The sequence below is a fragment of the Streptosporangium sp. NPDC049644 genome, from assembly GCF_040675205.1.
In the GTDB taxonomy this organism is placed as follows: domain Bacteria; phylum Actinomycetota; class Actinomycetes; order Streptosporangiales; family Streptosporangiaceae; genus Streptosporangium; species Streptosporangium fukuiense.
Genome location: NZ_JBFAOJ010000044.1, coordinates 44,792 through 63,914 on the forward strand (window position 1 = coordinate 44,792; position 19,123 = coordinate 63,914).

20 protein-coding genes and 1 pseudogene are annotated in these 19,123 nt (G+C 68.5%); 12 read left to right on the forward strand and 9 right to left on the reverse strand.

Annotated elements, in window-relative coordinates; all coding sequences use genetic code 11:
* Positions 1 to 131: 131 nt before the first annotated feature.
* Entirely contained in the window at positions 132 to 1,142 is a 1,011-nt protein-coding gene (locus AB0J58_RS23990; protein WP_364218905.1) for a hypothetical protein, read from the reverse strand.
* 563 nt (positions 1,143 to 1,705) lie between these two features.
* On the opposite strand from AB0J58_RS23990, the gene AB0J58_RS23995 reads away from it, so the two are divergent.
* From AB0J58_RS23995 to AB0J58_RS24005, 3 genes and pseudogenes are all read left to right on the forward strand, one after another.
* Complete coding sequence (locus tag AB0J58_RS23995) at positions 1,706 to 2,071, forward strand: hypothetical protein (protein ID WP_364218907.1); 366 nt, start codon at positions 1,706 to 1,708, stop codon at positions 2,069 to 2,071.
* Entirely contained in the window at positions 2,071 to 5,160 is a 3,090-nt protein-coding gene (locus AB0J58_RS24000; protein WP_364218909.1) for a tetratricopeptide repeat protein, read from the forward strand. The genes AB0J58_RS23995 and AB0J58_RS24000 overlap by 1 nt, the downstream gene beginning before the upstream one ends.
* A gap of 82 nt (positions 5,161 to 5,242) precedes the next feature.
* A pseudogene (locus tag AB0J58_RS24005) lies at positions 5,243 to 5,515 on the forward strand (type ISP restriction/modification enzyme); the annotation flags it as partial.
* A gap of 99 nt (positions 5,516 to 5,614) precedes the next feature.
* On the opposite strand, the gene AB0J58_RS24010 reads toward AB0J58_RS24005, so the two are convergent.
* Together AB0J58_RS24010 and AB0J58_RS24015 are read right to left on the reverse strand one after the other, a co-directional pair.
* The gene (locus tag AB0J58_RS24010) at positions 5,615 to 5,815 is read right to left on the reverse strand and encodes a DUF397 domain-containing protein (RefSeq protein WP_364218911.1); all 201 of its coding nucleotides are present in this window, start codon (positions 5,813 to 5,815) and stop codon (positions 5,615 to 5,617) included.
* Positions 5,802 to 6,650, reverse strand: a complete 849-nt coding sequence (locus AB0J58_RS24015; RefSeq protein WP_364218913.1) for a helix-turn-helix transcriptional regulator — start codon at positions 6,648 to 6,650, stop codon at positions 5,802 to 5,804. Before AB0J58_RS24015 ends, AB0J58_RS24010 begins: the two co-directional genes overlap by 14 nt.
* Before the next feature lie 795 nt (positions 6,651 to 7,445).
* Between AB0J58_RS24015 and AB0J58_RS24020 the strand changes: the two genes are divergently transcribed.
* The 3 genes from AB0J58_RS24020 (at position 7,446) to AB0J58_RS24030 (ending at position 8,555) form a co-directional block, all read left to right on the forward strand.
* Positions 7,446 to 7,859 carry a hypothetical protein gene (locus AB0J58_RS24020; RefSeq protein WP_364218914.1) on the forward strand — a complete coding sequence of 138 codons (414 nt, stop codon included), beginning with the start codon at positions 7,446 to 7,448 and terminating at the stop codon, positions 7,857 to 7,859.
* A complete protein-coding gene (locus AB0J58_RS24025; RefSeq protein ID WP_364218916.1) occupies positions 7,856 to 8,176 on the forward strand; it encodes a hypothetical protein in 321 nt (106 codons plus the stop codon). The genes AB0J58_RS24020 and AB0J58_RS24025 overlap by 4 nt, the downstream gene beginning before the upstream one ends.
* Before the next feature lie 145 nt (positions 8,177 to 8,321).
* The gene (locus AB0J58_RS24030; RefSeq protein ID WP_364218918.1) at positions 8,322 to 8,555 is read left to right on the forward strand and encodes a hypothetical protein; all 234 of its coding nucleotides are present in this window, start codon (positions 8,322 to 8,324) and stop codon (positions 8,553 to 8,555) included.
* 49 nt (positions 8,556 to 8,604) lie between these two features.
* Here AB0J58_RS24030 and AB0J58_RS24035 read toward each other — a convergent pair whose 3' ends face one another.
* On the reverse strand, positions 8,605 to 8,736 hold the full coding sequence (locus AB0J58_RS24035; protein ID WP_364218920.1) for a hypothetical protein: 132 nt from the start codon (positions 8,734 to 8,736) through the stop codon (positions 8,605 to 8,607).
* Positions 8,736 to 9,314, reverse strand: coding sequence for a type IV toxin-antitoxin system AbiEi family antitoxin domain-containing protein (locus tag AB0J58_RS24040; RefSeq protein ID WP_364218922.1), 579 nt, complete (start codon positions 9,312 to 9,314; stop codon positions 8,736 to 8,738). Before AB0J58_RS24040 ends, AB0J58_RS24035 begins: the two co-directional genes overlap by 1 nt.
* Positions 9,315 to 9,437: 123 nt before the next feature.
* Between AB0J58_RS24040 and AB0J58_RS24045 the strand changes: the two genes are divergently transcribed.
* Entirely contained in the window at positions 9,438 to 9,674 is a 237-nt protein-coding gene (locus AB0J58_RS24045) for a hypothetical protein (RefSeq protein ID WP_364218925.1), read from the forward strand.
* Positions 9,675 to 9,847: 173 nt separating this feature from the next.
* Here the strand turns inward: AB0J58_RS24045 and AB0J58_RS24050 are convergent, their stop codons facing one another.
* Complete coding sequence (locus tag AB0J58_RS24050; RefSeq protein ID WP_364218971.1) at positions 9,848 to 10,381, reverse strand: TetR family transcriptional regulator; 534 nt, start codon at positions 10,379 to 10,381, stop codon at positions 9,848 to 9,850.
* A 118-nt stretch (positions 10,382 to 10,499) separates the two neighbouring features.
* Here AB0J58_RS24050 and AB0J58_RS24055 point away from each other — a divergent pair, with 118 nt between their 5' ends.
* On the forward strand, positions 10,500 to 11,186 hold the full coding sequence (locus AB0J58_RS24055) for an SDR family oxidoreductase (RefSeq protein WP_364218928.1): 687 nt from the start codon (positions 10,500 to 10,502) through the stop codon (positions 11,184 to 11,186).
* Between the two features lie 218 nt (positions 11,187 to 11,404).
* On the opposite strand, the gene AB0J58_RS24060 is transcribed toward AB0J58_RS24055, so the two are convergent.
* Entirely contained in the window at positions 11,405 to 11,989 is a 585-nt protein-coding gene (locus AB0J58_RS24060) for a TetR family transcriptional regulator (RefSeq protein ID WP_364218931.1), read from the reverse strand.
* 221 nt (positions 11,990 to 12,210) lie between these two features.
* Here AB0J58_RS24060 and AB0J58_RS24065 point away from each other — a divergent pair, with 221 nt between their 5' ends.
* A complete protein-coding gene (locus AB0J58_RS24065; protein WP_364218934.1) occupies positions 12,211 to 12,621 on the forward strand; it encodes a nuclear transport factor 2 family protein in 411 nt (136 codons plus the stop codon).
* A 245-nt stretch (positions 12,622 to 12,866) separates the two neighbouring features.
* Here the strand turns inward: AB0J58_RS24065 and AB0J58_RS24070 are convergent, their stop codons facing one another.
* Positions 12,867 to 13,529, reverse strand: coding sequence for a hypothetical protein (locus tag AB0J58_RS24070; protein WP_364218937.1), 663 nt, complete (start codon positions 13,527 to 13,529; stop codon positions 12,867 to 12,869).
* 155 nt (positions 13,530 to 13,684) lie between these two features.
* Positions 13,685 to 15,004 (reverse strand): WD40 repeat domain-containing protein, encoded by a 1,320-nt coding sequence (locus AB0J58_RS24075; protein ID WP_364218941.1) that lies wholly within the window; start codon positions 15,002 to 15,004, stop codon positions 13,685 to 13,687.
* 498 nt (positions 15,005 to 15,502) lie between these two features.
* On the opposite strand from AB0J58_RS24075, the gene rfbA reads away from it, so the two are divergent.
* The 3 genes from rfbA to AB0J58_RS24090 all read left to right on the forward strand — a co-directional run bounded on the left by rfbA (position 15,503) and on the right by AB0J58_RS24090 (position 19,105).
* On the forward strand, positions 15,503 to 16,375 hold the full coding sequence (gene rfbA, locus AB0J58_RS24080; protein ID WP_364218944.1) for a glucose-1-phosphate thymidylyltransferase RfbA: 873 nt from the start codon (positions 15,503 to 15,505) through the stop codon (positions 16,373 to 16,375).
* Between the two features lie 64 nt (positions 16,376 to 16,439).
* Entirely contained in the window at positions 16,440 to 17,591 is a 1,152-nt protein-coding gene (locus tag AB0J58_RS24085) for a class I adenylate-forming enzyme family protein (protein WP_364218947.1), read from the forward strand.
* Positions 17,588 to 19,105 carry an aromatic amino acid ammonia-lyase gene (locus tag AB0J58_RS24090; protein WP_364218950.1) on the forward strand — a complete coding sequence of 506 codons (1,518 nt, stop codon included), beginning with the start codon at positions 17,588 to 17,590 and terminating at the stop codon, positions 19,103 to 19,105. The genes AB0J58_RS24085 and AB0J58_RS24090 overlap by 4 nt, the downstream gene beginning before the upstream one ends.
* The last annotated feature ends 18 nt before the right edge of the window (positions 19,106 to 19,123 follow it).

Sequence of the window (19,123 nt, forward strand, 5' to 3'; positions counted from 1 at the left end):
CCGGCGGGTTCGACGTGGCGGGACTGGACGTGCTCGTAGACCAGCGTGATCTGCACATCCGCGCATGTGGAATCGGTGGATCATGACACCGCGCCCGCCCTCCGGGCGGACGCGGCGGGAACGGGAGCCGGCTAGACGGTGGAGCGGATGGTGCCGGTCCAGAGGTTGGCGGCCTTCTGGTAGACCGTGAGCAACTCACGGTCGAAGTACGGCGAGACGCCGGTGTCGTACCGGTTGTCGCCGTCGGTGTCGGAAACGCTGATCGTGACGCCGTTGAGATAGCCGGTGCGGCTGTCGTCCGTGTACTGGGTCAGCCAGGAGGAACCGAGAGAGCCCTCACCGGTGAACGGGGAGTCCACCCCGACGGGCCGGTCCGCGGGGAGGCCCGTGACCTTCATGGCGAACGTCGATCCGGTCGACCGTTCGAGGGTCTCGCCCGGGTAGGGCCGACTGCCGTCGGGGTTGGGGCCGGCGGGGTAGCCGAAGACGTCGACCGTGGGCGCGAGCGGCTGGTTGAACGCGACCCCCTGGCCGCCGACGTTGTCGGCCAGCCTCCCGGTATCGGTCAGCACGTCCGGAGAGGAAAGGACGACGCCGCTGTACACGTTGACGAAGGCGAGGTCGCGGTCGTAGTCGCGGATGTCGTCGAAGTCATAGTGAACGAGGCCCTGCTTCCCGACGTACAGGCCGAACGGGGCCGTGCCCTCGGAGTAGCCGGGGACGAAGACCCACTTGGCGAGCGCGCCGGCCGGGGCTTCGACGTCCAACACGCAGTGACCTGCCGTCGCCACGAGGTTCCGGTATTTCGAGTTCACGGCCGTGCCGGTGCACCAGTGCGGCTGGAGGTCGCTGCCGATGAAGAACACCTTGCCCGAGGTCGCGGGCGTCCCCCATGTCGGCATGGTCGGCTCCTCCAGTGGCGGGATGGAGACCGGGGGGCCGTCCGGGACGATGTCCGTGGACAGGCGTTCCCCGGCGACCGTGGTCCGCACGGCGTACGGCGTGGCGTTCTTCAAGTTGGCGGCCCCGTCGGCGAGCCAGAAGCTCGCGACCTGCTGAGCCGCCGTCACCATGGGAGCCAACGGGATCGTCAGCACACTCGCGGCCTGTGCCGGCCCGGTGACGACAGTGGACCCCAACACGCTCAAGCCGATCCCCAACGCGATCAGTGCACGCCTCAAGGGCGATCTCCCGTCCAGTCGTGGGGCGCCTTCGCGCCCCGTCAGCGTGGAGAGCCGGCCGATCAACATGGCCGGCGAACAGCAAGATCGTAACCTCGACCGAAGCTCTGGTCCAGAAGTTTTGGATCACGCGTTCGATACATCGGATATGTGTTCGACCGACAGTTCGAGGGGCGGGGCATCGGCACCTGGGTTGGCGCTCCCCCTCGGCAGGAGCGGACCTGCCCTACGCCGACCCCTTCGGCGGGACACCGGCTCGGTGCGAGTGCTGGAGAAATGCGACTTCCGGCGCGTCGAGACGGTCCAGCACGGCGAGCACGAGCACCTCGTGCTCGTACTGGACGAGTCCTCCTCAGCCATCTGATCCCGGGCACGTCCGCGCATGCGGAACCGGTAGACCATGGACCCTCTGGGCGGGCGCGACAGGAACGGGGTCCCCGGACGGCACGGCACCTCCGATGCGTGATCTGGCGTTATTTTCCAAACACGTTTTGTGATCTTCCTGAATGATCGATGATGTCGGTATGCGCGGACGTGTGCTGGTTTGGGCTGGGGCGGGCATTGCGGTGGCGGCACTGGCGGGGCTGGGGGTCTACCTGTCCCGGGTGGGGCTGGATGAGGCGGACAAGCTGGCCAGCGTGATCGGGTTGTTCGTCGCCGTGGCCGGGCTCGGGGTGGCGGTGTACGGCGTGGTCGCCGGCCGCAAAGGCAGCGGCGGGGGAACAGCCGAGCCGGACAGGCCGGGCGTACCGGCCTCGGGCGAGCGGCCGGTCGACGGCGGCGGGATCGTCTCCACCGGGGACGGGGCGCGGAACATTCAGATGAGGGCGGAGGCCTCCGGGTCAGGGCGGGTGTACCAGGCCGGTGGCGACCAGACCATCAACGAGTGATGAGCCCGGGACGCCGGCCGGGCGAGACGGCCCAGCAGGCCCAGGCCACGGGGCTGTCGCGCATCTATCAGGCCGCCGGGGACATGATCGTGTACGAGGGCGGCGAGCCCTACCGATGGGCGGCCTGGCCCGAGCCACCACCGGGAACGTCGGGACGGGGGACGCGGACCCAGCCCAGTGAGCTGCTGCGGGCGGCCAACGCGTTGATCGACTTCACCGGCCGCCACGACCTGCTGGCCGACCTGCGCCGCTGGCGGGAGGATCCCGTACGGGAGGGGGTGGCGGTCCATCTGATCCACGGTCCCGGCGGGCAGGGCAAGACCCGCCTGGCCGACCACCTCGCGCGGATGTGGCAGCGGGAGGGGTGGGTGGTGCTGGCCGCCCATCACCGGCGCGATCGCTCCGCCCCACAGGAGTTTCAGGTTCCCGATCTCGGCGGGGCGGCCGGGGTGCTGGTGGTGGTCGATTACGCCGAACGGTGGGACACCGCCGATCTGCTGTCGTTGCTGGCCGACACCCGCATCCGCGCCGGGCTTCCGGTACGGGTGCTGCTGCTGGCCCGCCCGGCCGGCACCTGGTGGCAGAGCCTGGAGGGCCGCATCCAGCGTGATCTGCGCCTGACGCCCACCCAGGAGGAGCTCAAGCCGCTGGAGCGGGAGACGGGCATCACCCGCGCCGGGCTGTTCACCGCGGCCCGCGACCGCTTCGCCCAGCTGCTGGAGATACCGGCCGCCGCCACCCTGGCGCCACCCCCGGAACTGGAGCGGCACGAGGCCCACCGCCTGGTGCTGAGCGTGCACATGGCCGCGCTGGCCGCCGTCTTGGCCTGTGACCACGGCGATACTGCGCCCGCCGACCCGGTGCAGGTCTCGGAGTTACTGCTGGCCCGCGAGCGGGACCACTGGGAGGCGATGTGCGCCCCGGCCCGGGACAGGCCCCTGAGGATCTCACCGGACGCGATGGGGCAGGTCGTCTACACCGCCACGGTGACCGGTCGGCTCGACTACGCGCAGGCCGGCGCCGCCGTGGAACGCGTCGGCATCGAGTCCCGGGAACATCCCGGCCAGCTCCTGAAAGATCACGCCGTCTGCTACCCGCCCGCCGGGCCGGATGGGGACCTTGGAAACCGGCGCACACTCACCGCGCTGGAGCCGTTGTATCCCGACCGGCTGGGCGAGGACTTCATCGCCCTGTCCACCCCCGGCCATCCCCACGCTTTCCCGGCCGACCCCTGGGCCGAGGACGCTCCGGCCCGTCTGCTGGCCCCGCCCGGCGACACCGTTGACGCCAGCGTGCCGATTTGGGCTCGCCACGGGCTGGTCACGTTGATCGAGGCCGCCCGCCGATGGCCGGACCTGGCCGAGACGCAGGTGTATCCGCTGCTGGCCGCCCACCCCCAGCTGGCCCTGCACATGGGTGGTGCCGCGCTGGCCACCCTGGCCGCCCTGCCGGGGATCGATCCGGTGCTGCTGGAGAGGATCGAATCGGTGTTGCCCGCGCACCGGCACATCGATCTGGACGTCGGGATCGCCGCGGTGGCCGTCCGGCTGGCCGAGCATCGGCTGACCGTGGCCACCGATCCCGCCGACCGTGCCCGTATCCACGACAAGCTGGCGCTCCGCCTGTCCTACGCCGGTCTGCACGCACGCGCCTTGGCCGAAGGTGATCAGGCCGTCCAGATCTGGCACCGGCTCGCCGGGGCCAACCAGGACGCCCACCTGCCCGACTTGGCCGGCTCGTTGAACAACCATGCGAACCTGCTGGCGGAGGTCGGGCGGCGGGCCGAGGCGGTGCCGGTCAGCGAGGAAGCCGTCCGTCTGCGCCGGGAGTTGGTCGCTCTCAACCGGGACGCCTACCTGCCCGACCTGGCGGTGTCGTTGAACAACTATGCGAACCTGCTGGCGGGGATCGGGCGGCGGGTTGAGGCGGTGCCGGTCAGCGAGGAAGCCGTCCGTCTGTACCGGGAGTTGGTCGCTCTCAACCGGGACGCCTACCTGCCCGACCTGGCGGTGTCGTTGAACAACTATGCGAACCTGCTGGCGGAGGTCGGGCGGCGGGTTGAGGCGGTGCCGGTGAGTGAGGAAGCCGTCGGTCTGTGCCGGGAGTTGGTCGCTCTCAACCGGGACGCCTACCTGCCCGACCTGGCGATGTCGTTGAACAACTATGCGAGCCTGCTGGCGGAGGTCGGGCGGCGGGTTGAGGCGGTGCCGGTCAGTGAGGAAGCCGTCCGTCTGTACCGGGAGCTGGTCGCTCTCAACCGGGACGCCTACCTGTCCGACCTGACCGGCTCGTTGAACAACCATGCGAACCGGCTGGCGGGGATCGGGCGGCGGGTTGAGGCGGTGCCGGTGAGTGAGGAAGCCGTCCGGCTGCGCCGGGAGTTGGTCGCTCTCAACCGGGACGCCTACCTGCCTGACCTGGCGGTGTCGTTGAACAACTATGCGAACCGGCTGGCGGGGATCGGGTGTTGGGCCGAGGCGGTGCCGGTGAGTGAGGAAGCCGTCGGTCTGTACCGGGAGTTGGTCGCTCTCAACCGGGACGCCTACCTGCCCAACCTGGCGGTGTCGTTGAACAACCATATGAACCTGCTGGCGGGGATCGGGCGGCGGGTTGAGGCGGTGCCGGTGAGTGAGGAAGCCGTCGGTCTGTGCCGGGAGTTGGTCGCTCTCAACCGGGATGCCTACCTGCCCAACCTGGCGGTGTCGTTGAACAACCGTGCGAGCCTGCTGGCGGAGGTCGGGCGGCGGGTTGAGGCGGTGCCGGTGAGTGAGGAAGCCGTCGGTCTGTACCGGGAGTTGGTCGCTCTCAACCGGGATGCCTACCTGCCCAACTACGCCAAGATTCTCACGGATCATGGGTATGTGCTGGTGGAAGGCCGCCTGTTTCGTGAGGCGATCGCCCCGCTGGCCGAGGCGTTGCTGGTGTCGCTGGAACTGCCCGAGTACGCCCAGGACAATGTCGGGTCGATCGTCGACCTGTTGCGTCGTGCCCATGCCGGGGACGCCAGCGTGGCAGAAGAGTTCCGCGTTGTCACTGGCCAGGACGTCCCCGCCTGGATGAAGGAACCCCCCTCCGTCACCGAGGGCTGAACGAAGGCGACGTCAACGGCTTCCGTCGAATTCTCCTGAGGGGACCGTCGCCCCCAGGCCACGGGGGAACAAGGGGCAGGCGGACCGCTCGACCGTCGTCTGCAACAACCGGGTCACCCTCACCGACATCCCGGAAGAGGCGTACCGCTACCAGCTCGGTGCCCGCTCCGCGATTGAGTGGATCATCGACCGGTACCAGATAAAGGTCGACAAGGACTCCGGCATCATCAACGACCCCAACGACTGGTCCGACGACCCGCGCTACATCATCGACCTTCTCAAGCGAATCGTGACGGTCAGCCTGGAAACAATGAAGATCGTGGACCAGCTCCCACCTTTGGAGATCCTGGAGTAGGGACCCACCACGGGTCGGCACCCACCGATCCTCGGCTCGCGTTGTCGCGCGGCCAGACTGCTTCACAGCGGTTCTGGCCGCGCGGCACTTGTGGCTGGGTTAGATTTCTCCGCTGCGGATGTCCTTCAGGAAGTTGTTCCAGGCTGTCGGGGAGAAAGTCAGCATCGGGCCGGATGGGTTCTTGCTGTCGCGTACGGCGATGAGGCCGAGCAGGTTGGTGGCTACCTCCACGCAGTTGTCTCCGCCGCCGCTAAGGCTGGACTTGTGGAACTCGGCAGCAGATAGATCAGGGGAGATCATGGTCGCTCCTCACCGCAGCGATGACCGCTGCGGACTCCTTGGGGGACAGGCAAACGCGGGCAAGTCGTTCAAACGACAGTTTAAGATTTCGCACTTGGTCCGGGGCCTCCACGTAGATCTCTCCTCCCAGACATCCGATGTAGCCCGCGTCCAGATCTTCATCATCGAATGACAGTAGAGAGAAAGCACCTTCAAGGCCCGGATGTGCCCCGACATGGAGCGGTAGGACCTGAATCACGATAGTAGGTCGGTCTACGAGCTGAAGAATGTCGTCGAGTTGGCGAGCCATGACACCAGGTGACCCAACGGGACGGCGCAGAGCGGAGACGTCGATAAGAGCGTGCAGCCTTGGCGCACGTGCGCCGAGCAGGTTGATCTTCCGTGCCATTCGGGCGTCTACTCGCCGGTCCAACTCAATGCTGGCGAGTTCTGGGTGCACAGCGTGGATGATCTCGCGAGCGTACTCCTCGCTCTGGAGAATGCCTGGCACCAAGAGCGGCTCCCAGGTGTGGATGGTCGTCGCCTCGGCCTCCAAGCCGACATAGGCGCTGGCGAACACATCGCTGTAGGCGGTCCACCAACCACGTCGACCGGCATCCTGACCGAGTTGGATCAACCCAGCCTTCGTCGGCGGGTCCACAGCGTACAGATCGCAGAGGTCAGCCACGTCCGTGCCGCTGGGCATGGTCCGGGCGTTCTCGATGCGGCTTAGCTTGGCCGTAGACCAGCGGAGCGGCGTGGCCACCTCTTCCAGAGTGAGGTTCGCCTTCTCGCGGAGTCTTCGCAGCTCACGGCCGAGGCGGCGGTGTCGAACGGTGGGACTCGCAGAAGCCATGCCGACAAGCATGCCTGATCGCCGTCGTCGTGCGCTGAGCAAAGTTATACAAGGCGCTTGTGATCATGCAAGTTGCACGCCACACTGTAAGGAGTCGCTTAATTACTAAGAGTGATGGTGAGGCAAGGGTGTCCATGCGACACTGCCGCCATCGCTGGCCGCCTACGGTCTGGTTGGTTAACTCAGGGTGAGGATGCCGTGACATCTGTGGACCGCTCTAGTACGCAAGTTCTCGACAGACAGGCGGTCGGCGGTTGCGGTTGTTTCGCCGATGCTCCGCCGATGCCGATGGGGTGTGCCACCTGCGGGCATGCCCCCTACGCGCACGGCTGTCCCGATCGGCCCGCCGATCATGAGTACGTCCAGCCCTCCGGTGACCTGCTGGACATCCGGCTGCGGGTCCGTCGGACCGGGGACCGTTCCCTGCCATGCTTCGAGTCGCCCGCCCCCGGGGCCCCGGCCGGGGCGATCCCCGCGCAGCGTCGTCCCGAGCGGAGGTTGGTCGTCGAGCCGTCCGTACCGGCGTCGCCGTCTCGGCGGATGCCCTGTCGTCCGCGTCCGGCGGCCAGGTCCGATCTCACCGGGCCGCCCCGGCTGGGCTACCGGCGTCGCCTCGCGTCCCGCCCGAGGCGAAGAACCACCTGCGCACTGAACCGCTCGGCGGTCGTCCCGTCTTCGTACCGGCCACCCGGCCGGTACGGCGAACCCCTCCAGATCCTTCCCCGCTTCATGAGGCAGGCCCGTCCACCGCTGGAAACGACCGGACGGGCCTTTGATCGGATCGAGGTCCAATCAGTGAGAGATGGTAGTTCCACCCACCCAGAGCCCACCAGCCCCAAGACGACGATTCCCGGCTGGCGGCTGATCCTCAGTGACGCCGGACGGCTGTGGGCCAGCCGGGAGCGGCCCTTCTCCCCGGTGGCCACCCACGCCGGGGCCGAACGGACCGTCGACGCCGACAGCCTGGGGGCGCTGCGCGCTGAGACCGACCGGCAGGAGACCTTCGCCCGCGAAGCGGAGGAGCAGGCGGAGCAGGCGGCGCGCGAACAGGAGACGCGGCAGGCTCCTGCTTCGGAGGAGCGGGAGATGCGAGAGCAGCAGACGCGGGAGGCTCCTGCCCCGGAAGAGCGGGAGCTGCCGGAGCGGAAGCAGGAGATACGAGAGCGGGAAACTCCGGAGCGGGAGCAGGCTGGGCAGGTGATCGCATGATCCGCCGCTGTCTGGCCACCGCCCGGGGTCGTCACCGCGACGGCCACGCCGCCGCCCCGGTCCCGCAGTACACCTGGGACCACGAGGCCCGTGCCGAGGCCGCGATGCTGGAGATCACCTGGCCCGGCTGGGCCGTGCTGTACGGCACCGGCAGCCGTCTCTTCCACGCCATCGCCACCTGGCCCACCCCGGAACCACTGATCATCTGTGACCGGACCGTCGAGGGCCTGAAGACCCAGATGCGCGAGGCCGAGACGACCGCGCTCCTGCACCGCTGGGCGCTCACCTCCGGCTCGGCCACCCTCGGCCACTTCTGATGAGCGGGCACGACGGCCCCATCCCTTCCCCGGTCTGGGACCGCCGTGCCGTCCAAGACGTACCGCGTGAAGGTGAAACGCGGTGCGTGGCGCGGGCGGGCCGCCCACCCGGCCCGCCCGTGTCATCCAGACAGGAGTCCCCGCGATGAACCCCTCGAAACAGGACCCGCTCGCCGTACTGCGGCAGGCATTCCCCGGCTGGTACATCGACCACGACACCGTCCTCGGCCGCTGGATCGCGATGCGCTACCGCCCCTTCACCGCCCAGGAGGCCAAGGCCGGCGCCAAGTACTTCCTCCAACACGCCTGCCCCGAACGACTCGGCGCCGCCCTGACCGGCCAGAAGGAACTCGCCCGCCGCACCCGTACCGTCCCCTGAACCGATGCGGCCGGTACGGTCCGCCCCGTGACGTACTCGCCGCGCCATCTCACTTGTGGAGGAATCGTTCGAGCACGTACTCGACCATGACCTCGTCAGTGGATCTGCCCTCACGGCGAGCCAGGGCGCGCAGGTCGTTGTACACCTGTCCGGCGACGTCAGCGCGGGGTGGGTTGGGCATCAGGCCAGCACCGCCTCGACCGCGGGACGGATCACGGGCATCGCGTTCAGCCTCTCGGCCATGTCCTGAAGGTCACTGACCGCCGAACCGCCGCGGGTGCGCAGGTACCGGCCGAGCGCGGAAAGCGCCAAGCCCTCTCCGATCCGATGACGATGTCGCATCGCGTCGACCACACTCCGAGGTGCGCTGTACACAGGAATCCTCTCTCCAGGAGCGGCCTGGAACTCTTCGCGGCCGAGGTCGAATGTGCTGACTGTGTACTGGGACACCACGACAGGTGGATAGGAGATCGACGGGCGATGACTGCCGCGCGCCACTGCGATGTGAACAGCGAGGGGTATGTCGTCGATGAGCTCGTGAAGAGCAAGAGCTGATTCTTCGCAGACGATCGCGCGGGGGACCCGCGTACACACGGCAAGCAGATCAAGATGTGCTGTCTCCGGAGCGCTCGCGTGGCGGTAGACCCCTCGCGACAGCTCGTCGAGCTTTCCGTCCGTGACCAGTTGGGAAAGATCACGGGAGGAGATTCCAGTACGACGCGCCTGAGCAGCGGTGAATGTGGGTGGCAGGGTCGCCAATCGCCCCTCAGACGCCTGATCCCCCCTCGTCCTCATGTATCAAATCCTACCCATCAGCCTAGGTAAGGGGGAGGGTTTGATACATGAGGACGTGTTTCAGAAACGTCAGGAGTTCGACGCGGCATGCTTCGAACCTCCCGAAGCAGGACCCGCTCAGCACTGCGCCAGACCTTCCCCGGCTGGTACATCGACCACGACACCGTCCTCGGCCGCTGGATCGCGATGCGCTACCGCCCCCTCACCGCCCAGGAGGCCAAGGCCGGCGCCAAGTACTTCCTCCAACGGGCCTGCTCCGAACGGCTCGGCGTCGCCCTGGCCGACCAGACGGAACTCGCCCGCCGCACCCGTACCGTCCCCTGAACCGGCGCGGCGAGTACGGCCCACCCCCGTGACGTACTCGCCGCGCCTTCGCCTCCGTGACCACCGGCGGTCCCGGCCTTGCCTGTGGAAGCACCGCGGAGCAACCAGCACCGGCTCCTTGCTCGTGGTGCGGGTGCATACCTGTGGCGTGCCGGTCGGCCTGGTGTCCCGAGTCAGCTGTTCGCCGTCAAGGCGGCGCGTGCGGTGGTGAGGATCTCCTCGGAGAGGGGGGAGCCCTTGGTGGCCCGGGACAGGACGAGTGCGCCGAGCATGGTGCACAGCCGGGTGATGCCGTCCTGGTCCTCGGTGGCGAGCCACTCGGCGAAGTCGCTCACGCCCCTGGCGTAGACGCGGTGGGCCTCGTGATCACCGAGTTCCCGTGCCATGTCGGTGGCGAGCCCGGCGACGGGGCAGCCGTCCGCCGGGTTGTCGCGGTGCTCGACGGAGAGGTAGGTGTCGATCGCCACTCGCTGTTCCAGTCCTGCCGCGCGACGTTGGGCGAACTCGTCGAAGGCGTGGGCGGTGGCCTCGTCGACGAGCGCCTCCTTGGAGGCGAACTGCTTGTAGAAGCCGCCATGGGTCAGTCCGCACTCCTTCATGAGGTCGGCGACGCTGACCTGTGTGCCCCGCTCGCGGAACAACCGGGAGGCGGCCTCCACGACCCGCTTGCGGTTCTCCTGCGCTTGCGCCTGCGACACGCGGCCCATCGGCCACCTCTCAAGTTGGATGTCGGTTGACATCTATCTTACCCTTCGGTTTAGATTATTGATGTAATCTAATTGTCGGGTCCGGTCATCCGAACCGCCCGCGAGGCTGGGAGCAAGCATGGAACTGAAGGACGCGGTCGCGGTGGTCACCGGCGCCAACCGGGGGTTGGGCCGCCGGCTGGCCATCCAGCTTCTGGAGCGCGGAGCGAAGGTGTACGCGGCGGCACGCCGTCCCGGGAGCGTGGACGTGGCCGGCGTCATCCCGCTCCACCTGGATGTGACCGACGAAGAGTCGATCCGGGCCGCGGCCCTCGTCGCCTCCGACGCGACGCTGCTGGTGAACAATGCCGGGATCTTCACCGGCACCCCTCTGGTCGCCGGCGATCCGGACTCGGTGCGGCTGGAGATGGACACGAACTTCTTCGGACCGCTCGCCGTGACGCGGGCCTTCGCCCCGGTCATCGAGGGCAACGGCGGCGGCGCCGTGCTCAATGTCCTGTCCGTGCTGTCCTGGCTGCACCCGGCCGGTTCCGGGTCCTATTCGGCGGCCAAGGCCGCCGCGTGGGCACAGACCAACGCGATCCGCGAGGAACTGGCACCTCGCGGCATCACCGTCTCGGCGCTGCACGTCGGGTACATGGACACCGACATGGCCGCCGGCGTTCCCGCCGAGCGGAAGGTCGATCCCGCCGAGGTCGCGGCCCAGGCCCTGGACGGCATCGAGAAGGGCCTCCCCGAAATCCTCGCCGACGACATCACCCGGCACGTCAAGCGGAACCTGGCCGCGACGCCGAACCCGGTGTGAGGCGCACTCCGCGGCGTCCGTTGTACGTTGTCCCCGGTGGCGTCGACCCGAGTCGGGACTTCTCGCCAGGCGCGGTTAGGGCCCACGTCGAGCCCGCGCACTAGGCGGAGACCTGGACTGCTGAGGTCGCCTGGCGCGGTGGCCACCGCGGACGCCGCCCAGCGGCAGACCGAAGAGATGGGCGCCGGAGGCCGTACCCTCCGCTCTCCTGCCGGCGGTCAGCCGGCCAGGCGGCGGACCATGCGGACCAGCGCCTCGCGCCTCGACCGAATGCTGTCATCGGCGACCCCGGCCATGAGCATGCGCACGATCTGGGGAGCCGAGAACCACCAGGTGGTCAGTGCGAACACGGCGTAGCACAGGTACGCGGGATCGAGGTCGTCGCCGATCGCCCCGGACGCCTGGGCCCTGGCCAGGGCTGCGACCTTGTCGGCGTAGTGGGCGGTGCGTTCGTCCTCGGCCGCCACCGCGACCTGGCCGTCCTGCAGTCCTTCCCAGGCCAGCAGGCGCAGGAAGTGCGGGTGTGCGCAGTGGTAGTCGAAGACCCGTCCCGCGTACTCGCCGAGGTCGGCACCCTGTTCGACGCTGAGCGGCACGGCGGCGGCCACCTTGGCCAACTCGGCCTCGAGTACCGCGGCGAACAACCGCTCCTTGTTGCCGAAGTACTGGTAGATGCGCTCCTTGTTCGCCCCGGCCCGCGCGGCGACACGGTCGACCCGCGCGCCTTGGGGGCCGTGCTCGGCGAACTCCTGGACGGCGGCGTCGAGGAGGAGCTGCTTGGTCTTGGCGGTGTCCCAGGCCATGGAGGCAGCCTACAAGATTCCAACCAGATAGTTGGACATTTGGTGGCGGGCGTGCCAAACTCCAACTGTTCAGTTGGAGATGTGGCCCATCCCGGCCCTGGCATCGGCGTGAAACCCGGGCCCGCCGGGATCCGCACCACCGGAACCCGGCTGATCACACCGGACCGGAGACCTCCGTCCGACCTGCCACCCCCAGAGACACGAGAGATCGGCACAGAGACATGACCGTGACGCCCGAGACCACCCGCGAGATCGTCGACGCCTTCTTCACCCGCTTCGGCAGCGGGGACCTGCCCGGCCTCCTCGATCTGTTCGCCGACCGTGTGGACTTCTCCGTCCCCGGCGCGCCGAACGTTCCCTGGACCGGGACCCGCTCCACCAGGGACGAGATCGCCGAGTTCTTCACCCTGCTCGGTACGGAGCTCACTCCGGCCGACGAGTTCACCGTCAACGCCACCATCCTCGACGGTGACCACGCCGTGGTGACCGGACGCAGCCGCTTCGGCGTGCTGTCCACCGGCAAGGCGTTCACCAACGACTTCGCCCTGCACTTCACCGTCACCGACGCCAGGATCAGCGGCTACCACATGCACGAGGACAGCCACGCGATCAGCGTCGCCTTCACCGATTGAGGTCGGCTGTCCGGCAGGCAAGGTCACGTTGAGCGGCCCCTACCGGGTCCACGACCAAAGCGGCGCCCCGTGGGACTACGACCTCAAGGTCGCCGGGCAGGGCGTGGTCAACACCGTAGCCGCGGGGAACCGATACTCCTTGGTAGATCGAGTGGTAGCGGGTCACCTCGTTGGCGGTAGTGATGATCAGAGTGCACAGGCCACCACGCGACTCCGTTCGTCGGCGAGCCTGTCCTCACCGACGCTCAGCGTTCGACGTCGGCGCGGAAGGTGGGGAGGAGATCCCTGAGTTCGGCGGCGTTGAAGTTCGGGCCGTACACGATTCCGACCGTGCCGTCGTCGGCCCAGGCACACATGCCCGATGTGGAGTCCAGGAGCAGGGCTTCGGTACAGCGGGCGTAGCCGCCGAACGGACCCGTGGGGATCTCGAATTCTTCGCCCGGTGTGCCGGCCGTCCGAAAGGTGAGGAGGATGTCGCCCACGGCCGATTGCCACTGGTCGGTGACGACCCTTGCCTCATATCCGGTGAATATGAGGAGCCTGGTCCATTTGCGGCCCTTGGCCTTCTCGGTCTCCTCGTAGCGGGCATTCACCGCGTCGTAGACGGGAGCACCCCCGACGGAGGGCCGGTTGGACAGCAGTTCCTCCCGCGTGGAGAACGGCCACATGGCGTCGAGGCGAAGGCCCGCCGTCCGCTGCGGCAGCGGTTTCACCAGCCAGTGCCCACCCAGAGGGGAAGACGGTGCCGCGGAGCCGCCGGAGCCGCCGGACGCGCACGCCGAGAGCAGGCAGACGGCGAGCATCGCCACCGCCGCGGCTGCCGTACCGTTGGCGCGGCGGGCGGCGCCCCTCCCCGCGGAGAGAACTCCCCGATCGCGAGACGTACATACGGGGCTGAGGACAGGCATGCGTCTTCCTTCATGTTCGGTTCATCGTCGCGAGCAGCACAGGGCGCCGGCCCGCGTGGTCCTGCGCGACGTCTTCTGTAGGGGCCCGGTCGGGTCGCCCCGGGCTGCGACATCCGGGGCGACGCGGTGCCTTCCCAAGTCGGTCGGCAACCGGATCAACCGATGGGCGGATAGGGCGGGGACAGGCTCCACGCCTGCAAGCCCGAGCTTCGATCGGTGGAGATGACAACCGGAAGGCCGTCCAACCGGGCCACCGTCATCGTCCGGACCACGTCGGGGTGGACGAACGGCGCGCCGATCTGCTTGCCGGTGGCCAGGTCCCACACCCGCACCGTCATGTCGTGGCTGGCCGAGACGACGACCGGGCGATCGTCCAGATTCGTCATGACCGCTGACCAGATCACATTGGTATGGCCTTCGAACGGTGCGCGAAGCAGCTTGCCGGTGGCCAGGTCCCACACCCGCACCGCTTTGTCGCCGCCGGTGACGACGACCGTGCGGCCGTCCACCCGCGCCGTCGTCACCGATCGGAGCGCGTCGTCGTGGCCGGCAAGGGGCGTGCCGGCCTGCTTGCCGGTGACCAGGTCGCGAACCTGCACCGTGCCGTCCACGGTGCCAAGGAGGATGACGGGGCGACCGTTCAGTGATGTCACCGCTATTGACCACACAGCATCACTGTGGCCTTTGAACGGTGCGCCGACCTGCCTGCCGGTGATCAGGTCCCACACCCGCACGGTCTTGTCCACGTCGACGGAGACGATGACCTGCCGCCCCTTCAACCGCGTCACCGCCACCACTCCGACTCCGTCGACATGGCCGGCAAGAGGCTCACCGATCTGCTTGCCGGTGGCCAGGTCCCACACCCGCACCGTCATGTCCGTACTGCCGGTGACGGCGATCGGGTGGCCGTTCAACTTCGTCACCGCAATCGTGGAGATCAGTGTGGCGTGGCTGGTGGGCAGCGCGTTGACCTGCTTGCCGGTGGCCAGGTCCCATATCCGCAGTATCCTGTCGTCGCCTCCGGTGACGGCGACCGGGCGGCCGTTCAACTCGGTCACCGCCAACGCCTCCACTGCGGCGATGTGATCTGTGGCTTGCACATAGATCTGCGTGCCGAAGGGGGCGGTCGCCGCAGAACGGGCCGCCGGGGCAGAACCCTTGTCCGCGGTGGAACCACCGGGCGAGGAGGGGGTCTCGCGGCTGTCCGACTGCCAGAGCAGGACGACCAAAACGGACACCGCAAGGGTGGCGACGGCCGCCACGACGGTAACCAGCATGCGTCCTGTGACGGGACGGCGTGATGGGCCATCGGTGCTCGACGAGCCGGACTCGGACATCAGATGCTCTTTTCCGGAGTGGACGTGACGGCTTCGACCAGGTCGGTCGGAGGAAGTGATGTGTTCCCCTTCGAGTGCGCGGACGGATGAGACGTCGGGTGCGGTTTTATACAGCTCCAGCAGGCCGACGTGCGCCATCACCCTGCTCCGTCGATCTTGCTATTGGCTTGGAATCAGCTTGTGATCCCGGCGTTGGAGATCTGCCGGAAACCTGGCCATGCCCCCATCCGGCCTCGGCCTCGGCGCCCGCATAGAGCCCGTGGCCTTGTCGCACTCTTGTTCTCTGCCTGACCGCTTGACTCCTCCGGCGGTTGCGTCCACGGAGGTGCTGTACGAGCACATCAGGTCCGAGTCGGACGACGGCCGGCTCCGGTGATCCGTTCGGGCGAGCGCGCGGAGCGGGTTCGTGACGTCTTCTCATCTCTTGCGGGAAATCCCTTGTGCGCATCGGGTGCCGCTGTCACCGCCGGTCCGCGGCTTTCCGGAACGATGTGGTTGACAGCGGACTCGTCAACGCGATAAATGGCGTCGCCATTCCTTGTGAAGGGATGCGACCGGGCCGGACGCTTGGCCGGTGGGCGAAACTCTGATTACTCTTGCGCTGCATTCATCCCGAAATCGAGGAGAGGACGGGTGATGAAGGGAATCGTTCTCGCCGGCGGTAGCGGTACGCGTATGTACCCCCTGACATTGGCTACGTCCAAGCAGCTGCTGGCCATCTATGACAAGCCAATGGTTTATTACCCGCTTTCCGTGCTCATGCTGGCCGGCATGCGGGACATTCTGGTGATCTCAACGCCGGAGAGCCTCCCCGCGCTGCGCAACCTGCTGGGCGACGGGTCGCATCTGGGGCTCGACATCTCCTACGCCGAGCAGGCGGAACCGCGAGGAATCGCCGAGGCGTTCATCATCGGCGCGGACTACATCGGCAACGACCAGACGGCGCTCATCCTGGGCGACAACGTCTTCCACGGCGCGGGCTTCCCGCGAATCCTGCGGGCCTGTCGTACCAGGTTGAACGGTTGCACGATGTTCGGATACCCGGTGTCGGACCCGGAGCGGTACGGCATCGGCGAGGTCGACGGCAGCGGTGCGCTGGTGTCGATCGAGGAGAAGCCGCTCCGCCCGCGCTCGAACGACGCGATCACCGGGCTCTACTTCTACGACAACGACGTCGTGGAGATCGCCAGGGATCTGACGCCCTCGCCGCGCGGCGAGCTGGAGATCACGGACGTCAACCAGACGTACCTGAAGCAGGGGCGGGCCCACCTGGTCCGGCTCGGGCGGGGTTTCACCTGGCTCGACGCCGGCACGCACGACTCGATTCTGGCCGCGAGCCAGTACGTGCAGGTCATCGAGAAACGCCAGGGCGTCCGGGTGGCCTGCCTGGAGGAGATCGCGGTGCGCATGGGATACATCGACGCGGACGCCTGCCACCGGCTCGGCGCCGGGATGAAAAATTCGGAATACGGCCAGTACCTCATGGAAATCGCCCAGTCGCTCGGCTGAGCGGTGCTGTCCCGCCAGCGGGACAGCAAATCTCTTTCCGCATGCCCGGGGCAAAGGAGTGGCCATGGATTATGCCGAGCTGAGCCCGGCCGAATTGCTTTCTCTTGAATTCACCGAGCCGGCGATGACCGACCGGGCCTGGCAGGTGCGCTGGGACCTCGCCGACCGCGATCCGGGGGAACTGGTGCTCGGCACCCTGCCGCCGACCATCGACTTTCACACCTCGGGGAGCACGGGTCCGAGCCGGTGCTGGCGGCGGCTGCGGGAGAACGTCTGGCTGGAGGCGGGCATGCTCGCCGAGCTGATCGAACCGGAGAAGCCGGAGGCGGTCATCTCCTGCGTTCCCCCGACCCACCTGTACGGGGCGCTGGCGAGCGTGCTGATCCCCGCCCATCTCCGGCTGCCGGTCTGGTACAAACCGACGTTCTACGGTGTCATGCCGCCCATCGAGCAGCGGCGGGTCGTGGTGGTGGCGACACCGTGGATCTTCACGTTGCTGTTGCAGCACATGAGCTGGGTCCGCGAGCTGGAGCACATCACCGTGCTGTACGGCGGCGCGATGCTCCCCGCGACGGCCGGGGAGTTCCTCGCCGAGGCGGGCCCGGACCGGGCGCTCATCGTGGAGGTGCTGGGCTCCACCGAGGCGGGCGGCATCGCGACCCGGCGCTGGCGGGAGGGCGAACCTCCCCCCTGGACCCTCTTCCCCGACGTGTCCTTCGCCGATCCCGGGCCTGAACCCGAGCCCGCCGGATCGGACGAGGACGAAGAGGTACCGCTCGTGATCCGCAGTCCCCGGCTGGCGTTCCGGCCGGACGAGCGGCCGCCGCCGCTCTGGGAGGCGGACGACTACGTCCAGCCGCTGGACGAGCGGACGTTCCGGTTCGCCGGTCGCCGCACCCGGCTGGTCAAGGTGAACGGCCGCCGGATCAACCTGGACGAGGTCGAGCACGCGCTGCGCGCCGTGCTGGACTGCGAGGACCTCGCGGTCGTCCCCGTCGCCGACCGGATGATCGGCGAGCACGTCGACCTGCTGGTCGTGCTGAAGCCGGGCACGGAACTGGCCGGCCTCGACCTGTCCGCCGCGTTCGACCGGATCGGGGTCCGCCCGAAACGCGTGCACGCGGTGCCCAGGATCGAGCGGTCCGCGCTGGGCAAGGTGCGGCACCTCCAGACATCACCCACCACCGAGGCAACCGAAGCAGAGGTAGCGAAGTGACACTGACCGCCGAGATGACGAGCAGCGAGACGACCGGTGCGGCGTACCTGGCGGAGATCGCCAGGAGCGCCTCCTGGGATGGCCGGATCGATCCGTGCGACGACGCCGACATCGCCAGGATGGAGGCCAGCGCGGCGACCGTCGCGAAACATCTGGCCGCCGACCAGCCCATCTACGGCCTCACCCAGGGATTCGGCCCGCTCGTCACGTACGCCGCGGAGTCGGAGATGGAGCAGGGCAGCTCGCTGATCTCACACCTGGGCACCGGCCAGGGCAGGCCGCTGAGCCCGGAGGTGTCCAGGCTCGTCTTCTGGCTGCGCCTCAACAGCATGCGCCGGGGGTTCTCGGCGGTCTCGCCGGAGTTCTGGCAGACCCTGGCCGACCTGTGGAACGCCGGTTTCACCCCGGTGATCCCGCGGGACGGCACGGTCAGCGCGAGCGGGGACCTGCAGCCGCTGGCACACGCGGCACTGACGTTCACCGGATTCGGCGAGGCGTGGATGCGCGGCGCCGGCGGCGGCTGGGAGACGAGGCCCGCCAGGGAGGCCCTCGCGGCGCTGGGTGCCGAGCCGTTCGAGTGGCCGGTCAGGGAGGCGCTCGCCTTCGTCAACGGCACCGGCGCCAGCCTGGCGGTGTCCATCCTCAACCACCAGTCGGCGGTGCGGCTGGTCCGGGCGGCGGCGATGCTGACCGGCCGGCTGGCCACCCTGCTGCGGGCCAACAGCGAGCACTACGACGACGGCCACGCGTTCGCCCGCGGCCAGCTCGGGCAGCTCACGGCGGCCAGGTGGATCAGGCGGGAACTGCCCGCCGGCCTGGTCAGGGACGAGCGGCGGCCGCTGCAGGAGCCGTACAGCCTGCGGTGCGCGCCGCAGGTGCTCGGCGCGGTGCTCGACCAGCTCACCTCGGCGGGCGACGTGCTGGCCAGGGAGGCGAGCGGTTGCCAGGACAACCCGATCGCCTACGAGGGCCAGATCCTGCACGGCGGCAACTTCCACGCCATGCCGGTCGGCCTCGCCTCCGACCAGATCGGGCTCTCCCTGCACATGGCCGCCTACCTGGCCGAACGGCAGCTCGGCCTGCTGCTCAGCCCGGCCACCAACGGAGACCTGCCGCCCATGCTCACGCCGAGGGCCGGCCGGGGCTGCGGGCTGGCGGGCGTGCACATCAGCGCGACGTCGTTCGTCTCCCGGATCAGGCAGGTCGTCTATCCGGCCTCGCTGACCACGCTGCCGACCAACGGCTGGAACCAGGACCACGTCCCGATGGCGCTCAACGGGGCGAACGCGGTGTCGGACGGCCTGGAGCTGGGCTGGCTGGCCATCGGCTCGCTGGCCCTGGGCGTGGCCCAGCTCGCCGTGATGGTCGGCGAGGAGCCCCAGGCCGACGGGATCTGGGCGGAGCTGGCCGAGATCTCCCCGCCGCTGGACGCCGACCGGCCGATGGCCCAGGAGGTGCGGGACGCCCGCGACCTGCTCGACCGGCACGCCGCCGCGGCGCTCGCCGCCGAGTGACGAGGGAGGGGACGAGCC

Bases quoted from the DNA above. Each gene is read 5' to 3' on its own strand.
- AB0J58_RS24045 (WP_364218925.1), top strand. From the start codon at position 9,438: ATGCTTCGAACCTCCCGAAGCAGGACCCGCTCAGCACTGCGCCAGACC.
- AB0J58_RS24035 (WP_364218920.1), bottom strand. From the start codon at position 8,736: ATGCCCAACCCACCCCGCGCTGACGTCGCCGGACAGGTGTACAACGAC.
- AB0J58_RS24075 (WP_364218941.1), bottom strand. From the start codon at position 15,004: ATGGCGCACGTCGGCCTGCTGGAGCTGTATAAAACCGCACCCGACGTC.
- rfbA (WP_364218944.1), top strand. From the start codon at position 15,503: ATGAAGGGAATCGTTCTCGCCGGCGGTAGCGGTACGCGTATGTACCCC.
- AB0J58_RS24055 (WP_364218928.1), top strand. From the start codon at position 10,500: ATGGAACTGAAGGACGCGGTCGCGGTGGTCACCGGCGCCAACCGGGGG.
- AB0J58_RS24025 (WP_364218916.1), top strand. From the start codon at position 7,856: ATGATCCGCCGCTGTCTGGCCACCGCCCGGGGTCGTCACCGCGACGGC.
- AB0J58_RS24015 (WP_364218913.1), bottom strand. From the start codon at position 6,650: ATGGCTTCTGCGAGTCCCACCGTTCGACACCGCCGCCTCGGCCGTGAG.
- AB0J58_RS24050 (WP_364218971.1), bottom strand. From the start codon at position 10,381: ATGGGCCGCGTGTCGCAGGCGCAAGCGCAGGAGAACCGCAAGCGGGTC.
- AB0J58_RS23995 (WP_364218907.1), top strand. From the start codon at position 1,706: ATGCGCGGACGTGTGCTGGTTTGGGCTGGGGCGGGCATTGCGGTGGCG.
- AB0J58_RS24065 (WP_364218934.1), top strand. From the start codon at position 12,211: ATGACCGTGACGCCCGAGACCACCCGCGAGATCGTCGACGCCTTCTTC.
- AB0J58_RS24060 (WP_364218931.1), bottom strand. From the start codon at position 11,989: ATGGCCTGGGACACCGCCAAGACCAAGCAGCTCCTCCTCGACGCCGCC.
- AB0J58_RS24010 (WP_364218911.1), bottom strand. From the start codon at position 5,815: ATGATCTCCCCTGATCTATCTGCTGCCGAGTTCCACAAGTCCAGCCTT.
- AB0J58_RS24070 (WP_364218937.1), bottom strand. From the start codon at position 13,529: ATGCCTGTCCTCAGCCCCGTATGTACGTCTCGCGATCGGGGAGTTCTC.
- AB0J58_RS24085 (WP_364218947.1), top strand. From the start codon at position 16,440: ATGGATTATGCCGAGCTGAGCCCGGCCGAATTGCTTTCTCTTGAATTC.
- AB0J58_RS24030 (WP_364218918.1), top strand. From the start codon at position 8,322: ATGAACCCCTCGAAACAGGACCCGCTCGCCGTACTGCGGCAGGCATTC.
- AB0J58_RS24000 (WP_364218909.1), top strand. From the start codon at position 2,071: ATGAGCCCGGGACGCCGGCCGGGCGAGACGGCCCAGCAGGCCCAGGCC.